Consider the following 16,254-nt stretch of genomic DNA (forward strand, 5'->3'; position numbering starts at 1 on the left):
GGGATCCCAACTCAGCTGGCTAGCGCAGCACGCATGGACTGCATGGCCACCTCTTCGAGCCAACCCAAATCCATGTGCTGATGCGCTTCGCAAATGAACCAAGGCTCGCGCGAGTCTGGCTCTAGCATCACACCACGCGCAATCAGCTCCCACGCAAACTTGCGATACAACTCACTGTTGGTCACGCGCCAATCACGGTAGTTGGTGGGCACGGTGGCACTGAAGTGAATGCCAAACATCGCGGGCGGCCCAGCAAAAGCGTGCTCAATGCCCGCCGCCGTAAACACACGACCCAGCACGGCTTGAATTTGTTCACCCGCGAGGTTGATGGTTTGCTGTGCGTTGGTTTCAGCCAGAATTTTGAGCGTGGCGTGTGCTGCACTGAGCGCCACCAAGTTAGCGGTGTAAGTGCCGCCGTGCACCACGCCGCCGGGGTGTGACCCCACCACATCCATCACATGGGCTTTGCCACCAAAGGCGGCGACGGGGTAACCGTTGCCCATGGCTTTGGCATAGGTGGTGAGGTCGCCGTGGATGCCATACAACTCTTGCGCCCCACCCTTCGCGACGCGAAAGCCTGATTTCACTTCATCAATGATGAGCACCGTGCCGTGCTGTGTGCACAGGTCACGCAAACGCTGCAACCATTCTTGGCTAGCTGCCACGCTACCCGCATTGCCAATGATGGGCTCAATCACCACGCAGGCCAAGGTGTCGCCTTGCGTGGCAAACAAGTTTTCAAGTGCTTCAAAGTCGTTGTGGCTGATGATGCTCAGCAATTCACGGCTGCGCTCGGGAATGCCGCCACCGAACGGGATGACCTTGGGTGCCACGTTGCTGCCTGGCTGCCAATGTTCGATGTCGGACTTCCACATCATCTCGTCGTACAAGCCGTGGAAAGAGCCTTCCACAATCGCCACGCGGTCACGTTGGGTGTAGCCGCGTGCGGTGCGCACAGCGCCCATGACAGCTTCGGTGCCCGAGTTGGCAAAGCGCAGCTTGTCGATGTTGGGGCACATGGCTTTGATTTGCTGGACCACCGTGGTGTCGAGCTCTGTCGAAAAGCCTGAGAGCGTGCCGCGTTGTGTGATTTGCTCAATCACCGCGTTGTCTACACGCTCGTCGCGGTAGCCCAAGATGATGGGGCCGTAGCCTAAGCGGAAGTCCACATAGGTTTTGCCGTCCACATCCGTGAGCATGCAGCCTTTGGCGCTGGCGATGAACACGGTGTCTTTTTCGCCCCAATAGCGGTAGTTCTCCGCCACGCCTTGTGGCATGTGCAAATGGGCTTCGGCCAGTAAACGAGATTGATGGGTCATGGTCGCAGCATGTGTCCCACACGCTCTTCTAAAAGTTTCACCACATGCAACTCTGCCGCTTCAGGGCCATACGTGGCCATGGCTTGTTGAAACAACTGTTGTGCCATGCCGCCCATGGGCAAGTCATAGCCTTGTGATTTGGCAATGCCGTTGATGAGGCCCAAATCTTTGCAACACAGCGCCAGCGAAAAGCTCGGGTCGTAGTGGCCCGCAAAGATCGACGGCACATCGTGCTCAGCCACCCAACTGTTGCCTGCACTCGACTTGATGGCTTCCCACACCGTGTGCAGCGGAATGCCGGCCTTCGCACCCAACATCAAACCTTCACCTATCGCAGCAGCGCTGACAAACCACAGCAAGTTGGTGAGCAGCTTGATGGTGGCGCCGTTGCCGGGCTCGCCCACATGGAATATTTTTTCGCCGATGACGTCAAAGATGGGTTTGTGTTTTTCAAAGGTGGCTGAGTCGCCGCCCACAAAAATAGACAAGCGGCCTAGTGCTGCCATGTCCACTGCATTGGTCACCGGGGCTTCTAAAAAGTCCACGCCTTTGCTCTTGGCCAAGGCCACTAACTCTTGCACCAACTCCACCGCGCTAGTGGAGGTGTCAATCACCGTTGCACCGGCTTTGACGTGAGCCAACACGCCTTGCTCACCCAACATCACCTCGCGCACTTGCACAGGACCTGGCAAGGACGCCATCACCACATCGGCGTGTACAGCACCTTCGGCCAAGCTGCCCACCCAAGTGGCACCCAAGGCGATCAAGTTCTCAGCCTTGGCGCGCGACACATCAAACACCGTGACGGGGTAGCCCGCCTTCACCAAGTTGGCAGCCATGGGGTTGCCCATGTTGCCCACGCCAATGAAAAACAACCGAGGTTTTGCAGCGCTCATCAGTTCACCTTTTTGAACTGCAAGAACAGTTGGTTGGCATCTTTCTCAGCCACATATTCAAAACCATACGCGCCCATGAGCGCTTGGGCATCAGCAAAGGTGTAAGTGCGGTAGTGCACGGTTTGGTCCATCACTTTGTGGTCACCGTCTTGCAGGTAATAGTGCTTGATAAAGCCAATGTCGGTGGGGTCAATTTTTTGCGAATACGTCATGCCGTTGGAGATGACGGTTTCGTAGTCATGGTGCGGGCCCTGAATGCCCAACAACAAGGTTCCGCCCACGGCGATGTGCTTGGCCAAATGCTCAAACCCCAATTCGTTGGCGTGCGCGTCTGCAATGTGACTGACCAAGAAAGGCTCTTTGTCGCCATCGATCACAAAGTACCAAACGCCGCCGTAGGAAAAAGCCAACTCGTGTTTTTCATCCAACGCCAACTCGGTGATGTTTTGCTGCGAGAGCGACACCGTTGAAAACGGGGCCAAACGCTTTTGCGCAATCGACAACATGGGCGCGGTCAAATCGATGCCAGTGATGGGCAGCTTGGGTTGGCGCTTGGCCAACTCTTCCAAAATCAAGCCCGTGCCACAACCAATTTCTAAAACATTGCGCTGAGGGTGATGAGCCACCAAGCTGTCCACAATCTTTGCGTAATCGTAGTAACCCGAGGTCATGATGACATCGTAGTAACCCGCCATGTTGGTGTAATCGCCCATGATTCCCTGGCACTTATGCCACATTTGTTATTAATTTGGCCACTTTATCAAAATTGCGTGACGGGTTATTACCTAGCCAACTGGCAAACAAAAAGGCCGCAGATGCATCTGCGGCCTTCAAGCAAAAACACAACGCCTATAGCGCGATGCCTTAACCCATGTGCAAACCACCGTTAACAGCAAAGTCAGCACCTGTGGTGTAGCCACCGTCTTCGCTGGCCATCCACGCAATGATGGAGGCGATTTCGCTGGGCTTGCCCAAACGTTTGACGGGTACGGTGGCCACGATCTTTTCCAACACATCAGGACGAATGGCGTTGACCATGTCGGTGCCAATATAGCCAGGCGACACAGTGTTGACTGTCACGCCTTTGGTGGCCAGCTCTTGGGCCAAAGCCATGGAGAAACCGTGCATACCGGCTTTGGCCGCCGAGTAGTTGGTTTGACCCGCTTGGCCTTTTTCGCCGTTCACCGACGAGATGTTGATGATGCGGCCCCAGCCACGCTCAACCATATCTGGCACCACTTGCTTGGTCACGTTGAACATGGAGTCGAGGTTGGTGCTCATCACCGCGCTCCAGTCTTCGCGTGTCATCTTCAAGAACATACGGTCCTTGGTGATACCGGCGTTGTTGACCAACACGTCGATGGGGCCGTGCTCGGCTTTGGCTTTGGTGAAAGCTTCGACCGTAGAGTCCCAATCGCCCACGTTGCCGACGGACGCGTAGAAGGTGTAACCCAGAGCTTTTTGCTCGTCCAACCACTTCACAAAGTCACGGGTTGGGCCGCAACCTGCGATGACCTTGAAACCTTCTTTATGAAGACGCTGGCAAATCGCGGTTCCAATGCCACCCATACCCCCTGTGACGTACGCTACTTTTTCGCTCATTTTTGTCTCCTGATTTATGAGTTTTTTGGTGAAAGAAATCTGAATTAACGCTTGATCAGCGCTTTTTATTAACGCTCCAGGGCCAACGACACGCCCATACCGCCACCGATACACAGCGCGGCCAAACCCTTCTTGGCATTGGTGCGTTGCATTTCGTGCAGCAAGGTCACCAAGATACGGCAGCCTGATGCGCCAATGGGGTGACCAATGGCAATAGCACCGCCGTTGACGTTGACCTTGGCTGGGTCGATGTCCAACGCTTGGTTCACCGCGCAGGCTTGCGCTGCGAAGGCTTCGTTGAGTTCGAACAAGTCAATGTCTGAGGCTTTCCAGCCCGCACGCTCCAAAGCTTTGCGCGAAGCAGACACGGGGCCCATGCCCATGACCGCTGGGTCCAAACCACTGGTGCCAAAAGCTGCAATGCGTGCCAAGGGGGTGAGGCCTAAGGCGGCTGCTTTCTTAGCCGTCATCACCACCACAGCGGCTGCGCCATCGTTGATGCCAGAGGCATTGCCAGCCGTCACAGAGCCTGCTTTATCAAAAGCTGGGCGCAAACCAGCTAAGGCTTCCGCAGTGGTTTTCTTGTTGATGTATTCGTCGGCATTGAACACGACAGGGTCACCCTTGCGCTGAGGGATGTTGACCGACACGATTTCGTCTTTGAACTTGCCTGCGTCTTGTGCCGCCGTTGCTTTTTGTTGGCTCGCCAATGCCAAGGCATCTTGCATGTCGCGGGTAATACCGTGTGCCTTGGCCACGTTCTCGGCGGTGATGCCCATGTGGTACTGGTTGTAAACGTCCCACAAACCATCCACGATCATGGTGTCGATCATGTTCCAGTTGCCCATGCGTTGGCCGTCACGCGAACCCAACAACACATGGCCCGAAGCGCTCATGTTTTCTTGACCGCCCGCCACCACGATGTCGCTGTCGCCATAAGCCACAGCTTGCGCAGCCAGCATGACAGCCTTGAGGCCGGAGCCGCACACAGCGTTGATGGTGAGCGCAGGCACTGCGTTGGGGATGCCTGACTTCATCAAGGCTTGACGTGCTGGGTTTTGACCAGCACCTGCCGCCAACACTTGGCCCATGATGACTTCGCCCACCAACGAAGGGTCGACCTTGGCACGTGCCAAGGCTTCACGAATGACGATAGAACCCAGCTCAGTGGCTGCAATTTTGGCGAGTGAACCGCCAAACTTGCCCACTGCGGTGCGTGCTGCTGAAACGATGACGATGTCTTCCATTTTTATCTCCCAAGAAAATATTGAAAAGTTAATTGCTAGAGCGTTCTTTGACGTAACGGCCAGGTGCCGCTTCAATTGCTTTGTGCTTGCCACGGCCATAAGCTTTAGGCGCTGCAATATGTTTGCCTGCGTGTGTTTTGAGCCAGGCAGACCAATCCGTCCACCAGCTGCCTGCGTGTTCTTTGGCCTTGCCAATCCATTGTTCGGCGTCTTTGGGGAAGCTGGTTTCGCTACCGGTCCAATAACAACGCTTGTTGGCTGCGGGTGGATTAATCACACCCGCGATGTGGCCCGAAGCGCCCATGACAAAACGCTTTTTTCCGGGGAACACTTGGGTGCTGGCATAAGCGCCACCGATCGGTACGATGTGGTCTTCACGGGAGCCATAGATGTAGAGTGGCATGTCCACCTTGCGCAGGTCAATCTTCTCGCCACACACCGTGGCTTTGCCTGGTTTGATGAGGTTGTTTTCGAGGTAGGTGTTGCGCAAATACCAGGCGTACATGGGGCCGGGCAAGTTGGTGGAGTCGCTGTTCCAGTAAAGCAAGTCAAACGGTGGCGGCGTTTCGCCCTTGAGGTAGTTGCCCACCACGTAGTTCCACACCAAATCATTCGGACGCAAGAAGCTGAAGGTCGACGCCATGTCTTTGCCCTTCATCAGCCCGCCTTCGGCAAACTGGCCTTCGCGATATTTCACAAAGGCTTCGTCGATGAACACATCCAACACGCCGGTATCGGTGAAGTCGATCAACGTGGTGAGCAAGGTGGCGCTGGCCACAGGCTTTTCATCACGCGCCGCCAACACGGCCAGTGCGTTGGAGAGGATGGTCCCGCCCACACAGAAACCCAAGGCGTTGATTTGTTTGGCACCACCAATTTCTTGCACCACCTTGATGGCTTGAATGGCCACGTCTTCCACATAGTTGTCCCATGTGGTGTTGCGCAGGCTTTCGTCGGGGTTGCGCCAGCTCACAACAAAGGTGCGGTGACCTTGGGCGACGGCATAGCGAATGAATGAGTTTTCTGGCTGCAAATCCAAGATGTAGAACTTGTTGATGCAAGGCGGCACAAACAAGAACGGACGCTCGTAAACCTTGGCGGTGAGTGGCTTGTATTCGAGCAGTTGGAAGAACTCGTTTTCAAACACCACTTTGCCTTCGGTGGTGGCTACGTTTTTGCCCACCTCAAACAAGCTCTCGTCGGTCATCGACACATGGCCTTGCTGCATGTCGTGCAACAGATTTTGAATACCTTTGGAAATGCTTTCACCCTTGGTGTCAATTGCTTTTTGCTGCGCTTCGGCGTTGAGCGCCAAGTAATTGCTAGGGGCAGCAGCAGCAGCCCACTGCTCGACGGCAAATTGAATACGTGCTTTGGTTTTGGCGTCAGTGTCGGCAGCGTCTGTGAGCGCCATCATCGTGCGGGTGTTGAGCAAATATGCTGCAGCGGTAAACGCCGCCATGGGGTTGTGCGCCCATGCTTCGCCTTTGAAACGGCGGTCTTTGACTTCGGTGTTGCCGTGCAGACTTTGGTTCCAAAGTGCGGTGGCTTCTTCGATGTACTGTTTTTGCAGCGATTCGAGCTTGTCGGGCGCAAAGCTCAGTGATGGTGTTTTGGCATCCCCTCCACCGATTGTTTGAAATGAGGCCAAAGCTTTGAGCCAGCTATCCCCTAGGCTCTTGAGGGCCGCATTCTGATCCATCACTAACTCCTATACAGTCGCTGTTGTCTTTTTAACTGTCACCAGTATGTCAGTGAATTACCTTCTAATTTCTGACAAAAATCAAACTCAAGAGAAAACCCCTAGATGTATTTGGTCCTGATCGCGTGGATTTACGTGGCTTTGATGATGGCCATCGCCGAAGCAACAAGCCCCGTGGGCACTTTGCTTGGCGCAGCCTTTACTTTCCTGCTTTACGGCGTGTTGCCCATGAGCGTGGTGGGTTACATCATGGGCACGCCTGCCAGGCGCCGCGCCATCAAGACCAAAGAGGCCGCTGAACGAGAAGCACACCGTGCTGCAAACGTTAACTCAGTCGCGCCAGATGCACACAGCGAAGCGTCCGGTGACGCCGTCGCGCCGGTACGAAAAGAGCTTTGAGCTTTGCGACACCGTGCACCACTCGGGTGTGCTGTCATTGCCCGCCATTGAAGTGATGCCCATCGCTTGTAATCGTTGACGCGCCAAGCCTGCAAGGTCTGCCAACCATTTACCTGCATGTGCAGGATGCGGTTTGAAATAGCGTTGGACGGTGGATGACTCAGATGCTGCGCCCGAGGTAAACGCCACACGCACATCTTCTCCCACCTCAAATGCGTCTGGGCCAATGCAAGGCCCAAGCCACACGCGAACCTGCGTGGGGGTCACATCTGCCGTTTGACATACCGCATTCACAGTTTTTTCAATCACACCCGCAGCCAAACCACGCCAACCCGCATGCGCCGCAGCCACCACTTGACCGGCGTCATCGGTGAACAACAAGGGTAAGCAGTCGGCCACCATGATGGTGCAAGCAACTTGCGTGGCTTGGGTCATGCACGCATCAGCGGTGGAACCGTCGGGCGTGTCTGTGTTGAGATGCGCCACGTCTAGGCCATGCACCTGGGTTAAAAATACCGGCCGAGCTCCGCCGAGTTGCGCTTGCAACAAGGTGCGGTTGACTGCCACGGCGTAAGGGTCGTCACGCACATGGTCACCCAGATTGAACCCGTCAAAAGGAGCCTGAGACACACCACCCACACGCGTGGTGCATACGGCATGCACGCCAGCAGGAAGGGCCCAATGCATGGGCCAAAACAAAGGTATGGCCAAAGACGGAGGTGCAGTGTCGTGAGGGCTGTGCATGCGGAGAAGGATATCCCGAACGCGACCTCTGCCTGTGCGAGGTAACGGTAGACTTAGGGACAATTTCAACTCATCACATTTCCACCATGATTCTCGAACTCGCCGACATCCGCATCCAAGCTGGCCAACAAGCTGCATTTGACGAAGCCATCCAACGCGGGGTGGAGACCGTTATCGCACACGCCAAAGGTTTTGAGGGCTACAAAATCAACCGTGGCATCGAGTCACCCGAGCGCTATGTGTTGCAAATTTTCTGGACCACGCTGGAGAACCACACGGTGGACTTTCGCGAGTCACCCGCCTTTGCTGAGTGGCGCGCCATCGTTGGCCCCTTCTTCGCACAGCCACCTGTGGTGGAACACTTTGACCTCGTGAGCAAATCACACGGCTAACCTCCATGCTCCACCGCCCGCTCATTCAATATTGCAAATCGTGTGGCAACGCGGTGACTTATCGCCTGCCAGACGATGGCGACACGCGTGAGCGTGCGGTGTGCAACGCCTGTCACGCCATTCATTACGAGAACCCGCTCAATGTGGTGGGCACTGTGCCTGTGTGGGGCGACAAAGTGCTGCTGTGCAAACGCAACATCGAGCCGCGCTTAGGCAAGTGGACATTGCCCGCCGGCTTCATGGAGCTGAACGAAACCGTGGCTCAAGGCGCTGCGCGAGAAACCACAGAAGAAGCAGGTGCCCAGTTTGAAATGCAAGAGCTGTTCACTCTGATGAACGTGACACGCGTAGGCCAAGTGCATTTTTTCTACCGCGCACAACTTACCAGCGACACGTTTGATCCTGGCCACGAAACGCAAGAAGCGCGTTTATTTGCAGAGCATGAAATACCGTGGGATGAGATTGCGTTTCGCACCGTCAAAGAAACTTTGCAGCACTACTTTGCAGATGCAAAGACGGGCAAATTTGAATTGCACCAGATTGACATTGTTTAAAGTGCGTTAAACAACGGCAGAAAAGACAAAAGGGCTAGCAACGTAAGTTACTAGCCCTTGGTCATTCTTGGTCGGTGTGAAAGGATTCGAACCTTCGACCCCTTGCACCCCATGCAACAAACTGTTGGTTTATTGCAATACAGCGATATCACAGCAGTGACACTTTATCTATTTATTTTCAACAACTTAGCATTTTTACGAGTCCACATTGATTTAGGACGATACAGTCCCATCCACTTGAATACGGGTACTGAACGGGCACCTAGGGACTATCAATGGCGATCATCACAGACAAACAAATGCAAATCAAAGCGACCGCTAAAGATAGATGGTTGACCGAGGCTGCACCGAAAGGCATGGGCAGGTTGGTAGGAAGGATCACGCCAACCGGTGAGCGCCTTTTTTATTACAGATACACAACGGCGGATGGGAAAAGGGTTCGGATGCCGATAGGAGCCTATGACCCAGAGGGAAAATTAGGCATAAGCCTCAAAGAGGCTAGGTCTAAATACGCAGAGTTTGTAACCATCTACAACTCTGGCGTAAGAAATCTTCGAGAACACCTGAATGAACAACGTGCGGATGAAACTGCAAAAGTTGAAAACGACAGAAAACAAAAACAACTTGATGCTCAGCGCCAGCTAACAGTCAGACAGGTGTTTGATCGATGGGCAGCAGTAGAACTAAAACCCCACCAGCGGTCAGATGGGCAAAGGTCTGGCCGAAAGGACGGCGGTGCATTTGTTAAAGGCCAGTTCGAGAGAAGGCTTTTCCCAAAATTCGGAGACTTGCCGATTGAAAAGATCACAAAGGCTGATGTACTCAGTGTGATCGATGCTGCTAAATCCGAAGGAAAACTGCGCACATGCAACGTTTTGCTCTCAACAATCAAACAAATGTTTCGATTTGCGCATGCACGAGAAATCATTGGACAGAACCCCATCGAACACATCACCAAACGTGATGCTGGCGGCAGAGATGTTGAAAGGGATCGCTACCTCTCAGAAGAGGAAATTTGCGCCTTGAACAACAAACTAGTGACATCTGGCCTTTCCACAAGAAATAAGGCGGCCATCTGGTTCATTTTGGCAACTGCTTGTCGCGTTGGAGAGCTGCTCAATGCAAGATGGGAGGACTTCAACATCACAGAACGCAAATGGCACCTATCAACCTCGAAAAATTCACGATCACACACAATTCATTTATCTAAATTTGCAATTGACAATCTGTCTGCTTTGATGATGTTCCGTGAGGTTAGGTATGAGCTTGGAGGCATGCTAGGAGTGGGAACTGTTTTAGATGGCGATGGAGTTACAGGAATCGACCTTGACAATTGCGTCTATGACGGTTCTGTAAGCTCTCAAGCCATCGAACTTTTAGACAGCATAGGTGTGCAATACATAGAGCTATCGCCAAGCGGTACGGGCTTACACGGTTTATTTCTAAGTGATATGCAGGGTTCTGCTCAAGGATTTATCGGCGATCTATCTGTTGAAATTTATACAGATAAGCGTTATTTCACCATGACTGGACATGTACTCATGCAAGGAGGTCTGAGCTTTTGCCCAGGCCTTGAGAGAATTAAGGAACGCATATCAAAGCAAAAAAATGAACGTATTGCGTTTTTTTCTTCTGGATCATCTGTCTCTTCTGCCTCTTCTGTCTCTTCTGTGGAATTTGTGACCTTTACGAGTCTGGGATATGCAATCAAGGTTCCGTGTGAACTCATACCCAACGAGGAAGGATGCAGAAATAGGGCCATTTTTGAACTTGCTAGGCTTGCCAAAGGCATTGAACCAGATCGAGAAGTAAGTTACTTCAAACCCCTAGTTTTGGAATGGTTCAAACACGCAAAGCCTTTTATCGGGACAAAGTCATTTGAACCATCTTGGATCGATTTTTATGTAGCGTTTGACAGAGTGAAATTTCCAAAAGGTCAAACTTTTGAAGGGATTGTTAATAACTTACCCGAACTTAGTGAGCAAACACCCGGATGGGATTTGTTTGGGGAAAAAGGTAATCGCCTGCTTAGACTTTTCCACGGGCTGCAAGCACACTGGGGGGATGAGTCATTTTTTTTAAGCTGTAGAGAGGCTGGCACCTACCTTGGAATCGACCATAAATCGGCCAATCAATTGATAACAGCTTTCCAGTGTTCTGGCATCTTGCAGGTCACAAAAAAACACACAACGACAAGGTCAAGGCGTTACAAACTCAACCTAAATTTAGGATGATGTAGCTAGACATGCAATGCTATGCAAATAGCTTGAATCAAAGCTTTGCACGAAAGGCATCTAATCAAAGCTTGATTTCGCCAAACGGTCACCGAACGGTCACCACAAACAAAATCTGAATCACAAATAAAAAAGGGTTAGCAGCTAAATCACTGCTAACCCTTATCGTTCTTGGTCGGTGTGAAAGGATTCGAACCTTCGACCCCTTGCACCCCATGCAAGTGCGCTACCAGGCTGCGCCACACACCGAATCAGGCTCAAATTATAACGCCTACTCAGTGCAGCTCAGAGAGCAGATCGCGAATTTGTGTGAGTTCTTTGCGCAAGGTTTGCAGCGCTTCATCGCTGCTACTTAAAGCGATCGCTGGCAATGCATGCGCATCCCCTGAGTCGGTATCCAAGTCATCTTCAAACCCATCGTCGTCGGCTAAATCGACATCAATCAGCTCACCGCCCACGCGGCGACGTTCTCGCTCAGTTTGAACCAGCTCTTGCAATTTGTTGCGTGCACCAGTGATGGTGAAGCCTTGGTCATACAAGAGGTCGCGGATGCGGCGAATCATCAGCACTTCATGGCGCTGGTAATAGCGGCGATTGCCCCGACGCTTCATGGGACGCAACTGCGTGAATTCCTGCTCCCAATAGCGCAGCACGTGCGGCTTGACGCCGCACAACTCGCTCACTTCACCAATGGTGAAGTAGCGCTTGGCTGGAATGGGAGGAAGGAGGGATTTCTCCATGAAAATCAGTAGCTTGTAAACGGGACCGCAGAGGTTACACGAAGATGGGCCTCGAATCATGCCGCCTGATAAATTTGCCAAAAAAAAGAGGCCTGCTCGGCCTCTTATTCAATCAGTTGTCAACTTTGGAATTACTGTCACCTTGAATTTGCTCTTTCAGTTTGTGACTTGCATGGAAAGTCACCGCGCGTCGTGCCTCGATGGGAATTGATTCCCCTGTTCGAGGGTTGCGGCCAGGCCGAGGGGCTTTGGTGCGAATTTGAAAATTGCCGAAGCTAGAGATTTTCACATCCGTGCCGTTGACCAAGCTTTGTGCAATGAGGTCAAAGAAGGCGTCAATCATGTCCTTCGATTCACGCTTGTTCAAACCGATTTGTTCAAACAACAAATCAGCCAATTGCGCTTTGGTCAACGCGGGCGTTTCTAGGCTCTCAAAAGAAAGTTCCATACGGTTCTCTTGTTAACGAGTGAACATCAAGCGCGCAAACGCGCAGACACCTGGGTAGCCAACTCGGCCAGCACAGCTTGCACCACGCCTTCGATTTGGGCTTCATTCAAAGTGGCTTCGTCGCTGTTGAGCGTGAGGCGCACAGCCAAGCTCTTTTCGTCCATGGCCATGGCCGTGCTTTCTGCCTTAGGTCGGTACACGTCAAACAACACGGCGTTACGCAGCAAGCCTTGTGTTTTGGCGGCGTGCACACCCGCCATCAATTGCGCATGCGTGACGTTGTCTTTGACGATCACTGCGATGTCGCGCTCGACGTTGGGGAACTTGGCTACGCCGGTGGACTTGGGCACATCGCGTTGCAACACGGCATCGAGCGAGAGCTCAAACATCACAGGGGCTTGGGCCAAGTCCCAGCTTTGACGCCAGCGTGGGTGCAACTCACCCACATGGCCCACGGCTTGGCCGTTGACCAGCACCTTGGCACAACGGCCGGGGTGCATGGCGGGATGCTCGGCGGCTTCAAACTGCGGCACGGCGGGGGCCAACAAGGCTTCGACATCCGCTTTCACATCAAAGAAGTCTGCAGCTTGTTCTTTGGTGCCCCATTGCAAAGGCGCAGCGCTGCCAAAGGCAATGCTTGCCACGTGCATGGGTTGGTCAAAGCCTTGCACGGTGGTGTCTGTGTTTTGAACCGATGCGTCTTTGTGGAACACGCGGCCAATTTCAAACACGCGCACGCGTGAAGCCTTGCGGTCCACGTTGAACTTCACCACGTTGAGCAAGGAGCCCAACAAGGTGGAGCGCATCACGCTCATTTGGCTGGCGATGGGGTTGAGTAATTTGATGGGGTGGGCATTGCCTGCCAACTCATGCTCCCAACGCTCATCCACAAAACTGTAGTTGATGGTTTCTTGGTAACCCAAAGCAGCCAAGTGGTGGCGCAAGGCATGTGGACTGCGTTGTGCTTCTTTGCACACGCTTGCCGTGATGGGTGCCGAAGGTGGTGTGGTGGGCAGATTGTTGTAACCCACCATGCGCGCCACTTCTTCGATCAGGTCTTCTTCAATTTGCAAATCGAAACGGAAGGATGGGGGCTGCACGGTGACAGTGCCCTCGCCTTCGGTCACGGGCAAGCCCAAGCCACGCAAAGCATCTGCAACACGCTGTTGGGTGAGTGGCATACCAATGACCTTCTCTGCACGCGCCACGCGCAAGATGACAGGCTTGGCCACCGGCATGTTGACGCGTTGGTCGTCGATCGGGCCCACGGTGGTGTTAGGCGTGCCGCAAATGTCGATCACCAACTGGGTGATGCGCTCGATGTGCTCCACCGTCAACTCAGGATCCACACCACGCTCAAAGCGGTGGCCGGCATCGGTGCTGAAGTTGAAGCGGCGTGAGCGGCCTGCAATGGCCGAAGGCCACCAGAAGGCAGCTTCAATGTAAATGTTTTGTGTGTCGTCGCTCACGGCCGTGGCGTCACCGCCCATGATGCCGGCGAGTGACTCGACTTGGTGCGCATCAGCAATGACGCCCACTTTGTCGTCCACGGTGACGGTGTTGCCATTCAAGAGTTTGAGCTGCTCACCGGCTTTGCCCCAACGCACCTCCAAGCCACCTTGAATTTTGTCGAGGTCGAAGATGTGTGAAGGACGGCCCAATTCGAACATCACGTAGTTCGAGATGTCGACCAAGGGGCTCACGCTGCGTTGGCCGCAACGGGCCAAATGATTCACCATCCATGCGGGCGTTTGCGCTTTGGTGTTCACACCGCGCACCACGCGGCCTGAGAAACGGCCACACAAATCGGGGGCGCTGATGTTCACAGCCACTTTGTCAGCGTTAGTCGCCGCAACGGCAGGGAACATAGGCGCCTTCAAAGGTGCGCCGGTGAGGGCTGACACTTCGCGGGCAATGCCATACACGCTCAAGCAATGCGCCAAATTAGGCGTGAGCTTTAAGGTCATCAAGGTGTCGTCGAGGTTCAGGTACTCGCGAATGTTTTGACCCAAAGGTGCATCGGCTGGCAGCTCAAGCAAACCGCCATGGTCGTCTGCAATTTTGAGTTCTTTGGCCGAGCACAACATGCCTTGGCTTTCCACGCCACGCAGCTTGCCCACTTTGATTTTGAAAGGCTTGCCGTCTTCAGCAGGTGGCAACTCTGCGCCCACGGTGGCGCATGGAATTTTGATGCCGACGCGTGCATTGGGTGCGCCGCACACGATGTTGAGCAAAGCGCCCTGCCCCACATCCACTTGGCAAATGCGCAAGCGGTCAGCGTCGGGGTGCTGCACGGCTTCTTTGATTTCACCGACGACGATGCCTGTGAAAGGCGGTGCAACGGGTTGGAGTTCTTCCACTTCCAAACCGGCCATGGTCAGCGTATCGGCCAGCTCTTGGGTAGTGAGTGAGGGGTTGCAGAATTCGCGCAACCAGGATTCGGGGAATTGCATGATGAATCTCGTGTGTGCGTGACGTTATTGGAACTGGCTCAAGAAGCGAATGTCGCCATCGAAGAACAAGCGCAAATCGTTCACGCCGTAACGCAGCATGGTGAAACGGTCCATGCCCATGCCAAAGGCAAAGCCGATGAAACGCTCAGGGTCGAGGCCCATGTTGCGCACTACGTTCGGGTGCACTTGGCCTGAGCCACCCACTTCAAGCCAACGGCCCGCCAAAGCACCGCTTTGGAACTGGATGTCAATCTCAGCGCTGGGCTCTGTGAAGGGGAAGAAGCTGGGGCGGAAGCGCAGCACCAAGTCGTCGCTCTCAAAATATGTGCGGCAGAAATCAGTGATGACCACTTTGAGGTCTTTGAAGCTCACGTTCTCGCCGATCCACAAGCCTTCGCATTGGTGGAACATGGGCGAGTGCGTGGCATCACTGTCCACACGGTAGGTGCGGCCTGGTGCGATGACGCGAATTTCGGGCATGCCTTGACCGGCATCCAAGCGCGCTTGGTAGCGCTTGACGTGTTGCACGGCATGACGCACTTGCATAGGGCTGGTATGCGTGCGCAGCAAGTTAGGGGCCTCGGCACTGCCACCTTCCACATAGAAGGTGTCGTGCATGGAACGCGCAGGATGGTCTTCGGGCGTGTTGAGCGCGGTGAAGTTGAACCAGTCGGTTTCAATCTCTGGGCCTTGGGCCACTTCAAAACCCATCGAGCCAAAAATGGCTTCAACACGTTCGAGTGTGATGGTCACAGGGTGCAAACCGCCAGCCATGCGGGCGCGACCGGGCAAGGTCACATCCAAGGCTTCGGCTTTGAGTTGGGTCTCGAGTTCGGCATCGACCAAGGCTTGGCGACGCGCAGTGAGCGCGGCTTCAATCGCTTGCTTGGCCACGTTGATAGCGGCACCAGTCGATTTCTTTTCTTCCACGCTCAATGCGGCCATGCCTTTCATCATCTCAGTGATGCGGCCTGACTTACCCAAGAACTGGGCCTTGGCGTTTTCAAGATCAGCCGGTGTGGTGCTTTGCACAAACAGGGCCTGGGCACTGGCGACCAGAGAGTCCAACTCGTTCATAAGAATTCGGGGAATGAGAAAACAAAAAAGGGATTGAAGCTGTGTAGCCCCAACCCCTTTACTCGTGGGTGGTTAACCCTTGGCTATCAAGCGGCCAATTTGGCTTTGACTTGATTCACGATGCTGGTGAAAGCAGCCATGTCGTGAACGGCCAAGTCGGCCAACATCTTGCGGTCGATTTCGATCGCTGCCTTTTTCAGGCCGTTGGCGAATTGGCTGTATGTCAGGCCGCACTGACGTGCAGCCGCATTGATACGAGCGATCCACAGCTGACGGAACACGCGCTTTTTAGTGCGGCGGTCGCGGTAAGCATATTGACCAGCCTTCATCACCGCTTGTTTAGCGATGCGGAAGACGTTACCGCGGCGACCGCGGAAACCTTTGGCTAAAGCCAGAACTTTTTTGTGACGGGCACGGGCCGTAACACCACGTTTAACGCGAGGCATA

Annotated in this window: 16 protein-coding genes and 1 tRNA gene; 4 read left to right on the plus strand and 13 right to left on the minus strand. The window is 53.9% G+C overall.

Features of this window, described 5'->3' with window-relative positions:
- Positions 1-11 precede the first annotated feature (11 nt).
- The 6 genes from RMR24_RS13235 to RMR24_RS13260 all read right to left on the minus strand — a co-directional run bounded on the left by RMR24_RS13235 (position 12) and on the right by RMR24_RS13260 (position 6,766).
- Positions 12-1,319, minus strand: a complete 1,308-nt coding sequence (locus RMR24_RS13235; RefSeq protein WP_310615551.1) for an aminotransferase class III-fold pyridoxal phosphate-dependent enzyme — start codon at positions 1,317-1,319, stop codon at positions 12-14.
- Positions 1,316-2,215 (minus strand): NAD(P)-dependent oxidoreductase, encoded by a 900-nt coding sequence (locus tag RMR24_RS13240; RefSeq protein ID WP_310615552.1) that lies wholly within the window; start codon positions 2,213-2,215, stop codon positions 1,316-1,318. Before RMR24_RS13240 ends, RMR24_RS13235 begins: the two co-directional genes overlap by 4 nt.
- Positions 2,215-2,928: a class I SAM-dependent methyltransferase gene (locus RMR24_RS13245; protein ID WP_310615553.1), complete on the minus strand. Its 714-nt coding sequence runs from the start codon at positions 2,926-2,928 to the stop codon at positions 2,215-2,217. The genes RMR24_RS13240 and RMR24_RS13245 overlap by 1 nt, the downstream gene beginning before the upstream one ends.
- Before the next feature lie 151 nt (positions 2,929-3,079).
- Positions 3,080-3,817, minus strand: coding sequence for an acetoacetyl-CoA reductase (gene phbB, locus RMR24_RS13250; RefSeq protein ID WP_310615554.1), 738 nt, complete (start codon positions 3,815-3,817; stop codon positions 3,080-3,082).
- Between the two features lie 68 nt (positions 3,818-3,885).
- Positions 3,886-5,064, minus strand: coding sequence for an acetyl-CoA C-acetyltransferase (locus tag RMR24_RS13255; protein ID WP_310615555.1), 1,179 nt, complete (start codon positions 5,062-5,064; stop codon positions 3,886-3,888).
- A 28-nt stretch (positions 5,065-5,092) separates the two neighbouring features.
- Positions 5,093-6,766, minus strand: coding sequence for a class I poly(R)-hydroxyalkanoic acid synthase (locus tag RMR24_RS13260; protein WP_310615556.1), 1,674 nt, complete (start codon positions 6,764-6,766; stop codon positions 5,093-5,095).
- Positions 6,767-6,871: 105 nt separating this feature from the next.
- Here RMR24_RS13260 and RMR24_RS13265 point away from each other — a divergent pair, with 105 nt between their 5' ends.
- Positions 6,872-7,165 (plus strand): hypothetical protein, encoded by a 294-nt coding sequence (locus RMR24_RS13265; protein WP_310615557.1) that lies wholly within the window; start codon positions 6,872-6,874, stop codon positions 7,163-7,165.
- On the opposite strand, the gene pgeF is transcribed toward RMR24_RS13265, so the two are convergent.
- Positions 7,097-7,909, minus strand: a complete 813-nt coding sequence (pgeF, locus tag RMR24_RS13270) for a peptidoglycan editing factor PgeF (RefSeq protein ID WP_310615558.1) — start codon at positions 7,907-7,909, stop codon at positions 7,097-7,099. The two genes, RMR24_RS13265 and pgeF, sit on opposite strands and share 69 nt — an antisense overlap.
- A gap of 86 nt (positions 7,910-7,995) precedes the next feature.
- Between pgeF and RMR24_RS13275 the strand changes: the two genes are divergently transcribed.
- From RMR24_RS13275 to RMR24_RS13285, 3 genes are all read left to right on the plus strand, one after another.
- Entirely contained in the window at positions 7,996-8,301 is a 306-nt protein-coding gene (locus RMR24_RS13275) for an antibiotic biosynthesis monooxygenase (protein WP_310615559.1), read from the plus strand.
- 5 nt (positions 8,302-8,306) lie between these two features.
- Positions 8,307-8,855, plus strand: a complete 549-nt coding sequence (locus RMR24_RS13280; protein ID WP_310615560.1) for an NUDIX hydrolase — start codon at positions 8,307-8,309, stop codon at positions 8,853-8,855.
- Positions 8,856-9,130: 275 nt separating this feature from the next.
- The gene (locus RMR24_RS13285; protein WP_310615561.1) at positions 9,131-11,089 is read left to right on the plus strand and encodes a phage integrase central domain-containing protein; all 1,959 of its coding nucleotides are present in this window, start codon (positions 9,131-9,133) and stop codon (positions 11,087-11,089) included.
- Positions 11,090-11,261: 172 nt separating this feature from the next.
- On the opposite strand, the gene RMR24_RS13290 is transcribed toward RMR24_RS13285, so the two are convergent.
- The 6 genes from RMR24_RS13290 to rplT all read right to left on the minus strand — a co-directional run bounded on the left by RMR24_RS13290 (position 11,262) and on the right by rplT (position 16,253).
- A tRNA-Pro gene (locus RMR24_RS13290) sits at positions 11,262-11,338 on the minus strand.
- Between the two features lie 26 nt (positions 11,339-11,364).
- Positions 11,365-11,829, minus strand: coding sequence for a MerR family transcriptional regulator (locus tag RMR24_RS13295; RefSeq protein ID WP_310615562.1), 465 nt, complete (start codon positions 11,827-11,829; stop codon positions 11,365-11,367).
- 112 nt (positions 11,830-11,941) lie between these two features.
- Positions 11,942-12,277 (minus strand): integration host factor subunit alpha, encoded by a 336-nt coding sequence (locus RMR24_RS13300; protein ID WP_310615563.1) that lies wholly within the window; start codon positions 12,275-12,277, stop codon positions 11,942-11,944.
- A gap of 26 nt (positions 12,278-12,303) precedes the next feature.
- The gene (pheT, locus tag RMR24_RS13305) at positions 12,304-14,730 is read right to left on the minus strand and encodes a phenylalanine--tRNA ligase subunit beta (protein WP_310615564.1); all 2,427 of its coding nucleotides are present in this window, start codon (positions 14,728-14,730) and stop codon (positions 12,304-12,306) included.
- A gap of 24 nt (positions 14,731-14,754) precedes the next feature.
- A complete protein-coding gene (gene pheS / locus RMR24_RS13310) occupies positions 14,755-15,807 on the minus strand; it encodes a phenylalanine--tRNA ligase subunit alpha (protein ID WP_310615565.1) in 1,053 nt (350 codons plus the stop codon).
- Between the two features lie 86 nt (positions 15,808-15,893).
- A complete protein-coding gene (rplT, locus tag RMR24_RS13315; RefSeq protein WP_108282356.1) occupies positions 15,894-16,253 on the minus strand; it encodes a 50S ribosomal protein L20 in 360 nt (119 codons plus the stop codon).
- Position 16,254: the final 1 nt, after the last annotated feature.

Source organism: Limnohabitans sp., from assembly GCF_031539105.1.
Classification (GTDB): domain Bacteria; phylum Pseudomonadota; class Gammaproteobacteria; order Burkholderiales; family Burkholderiaceae_C; genus Limnohabitans.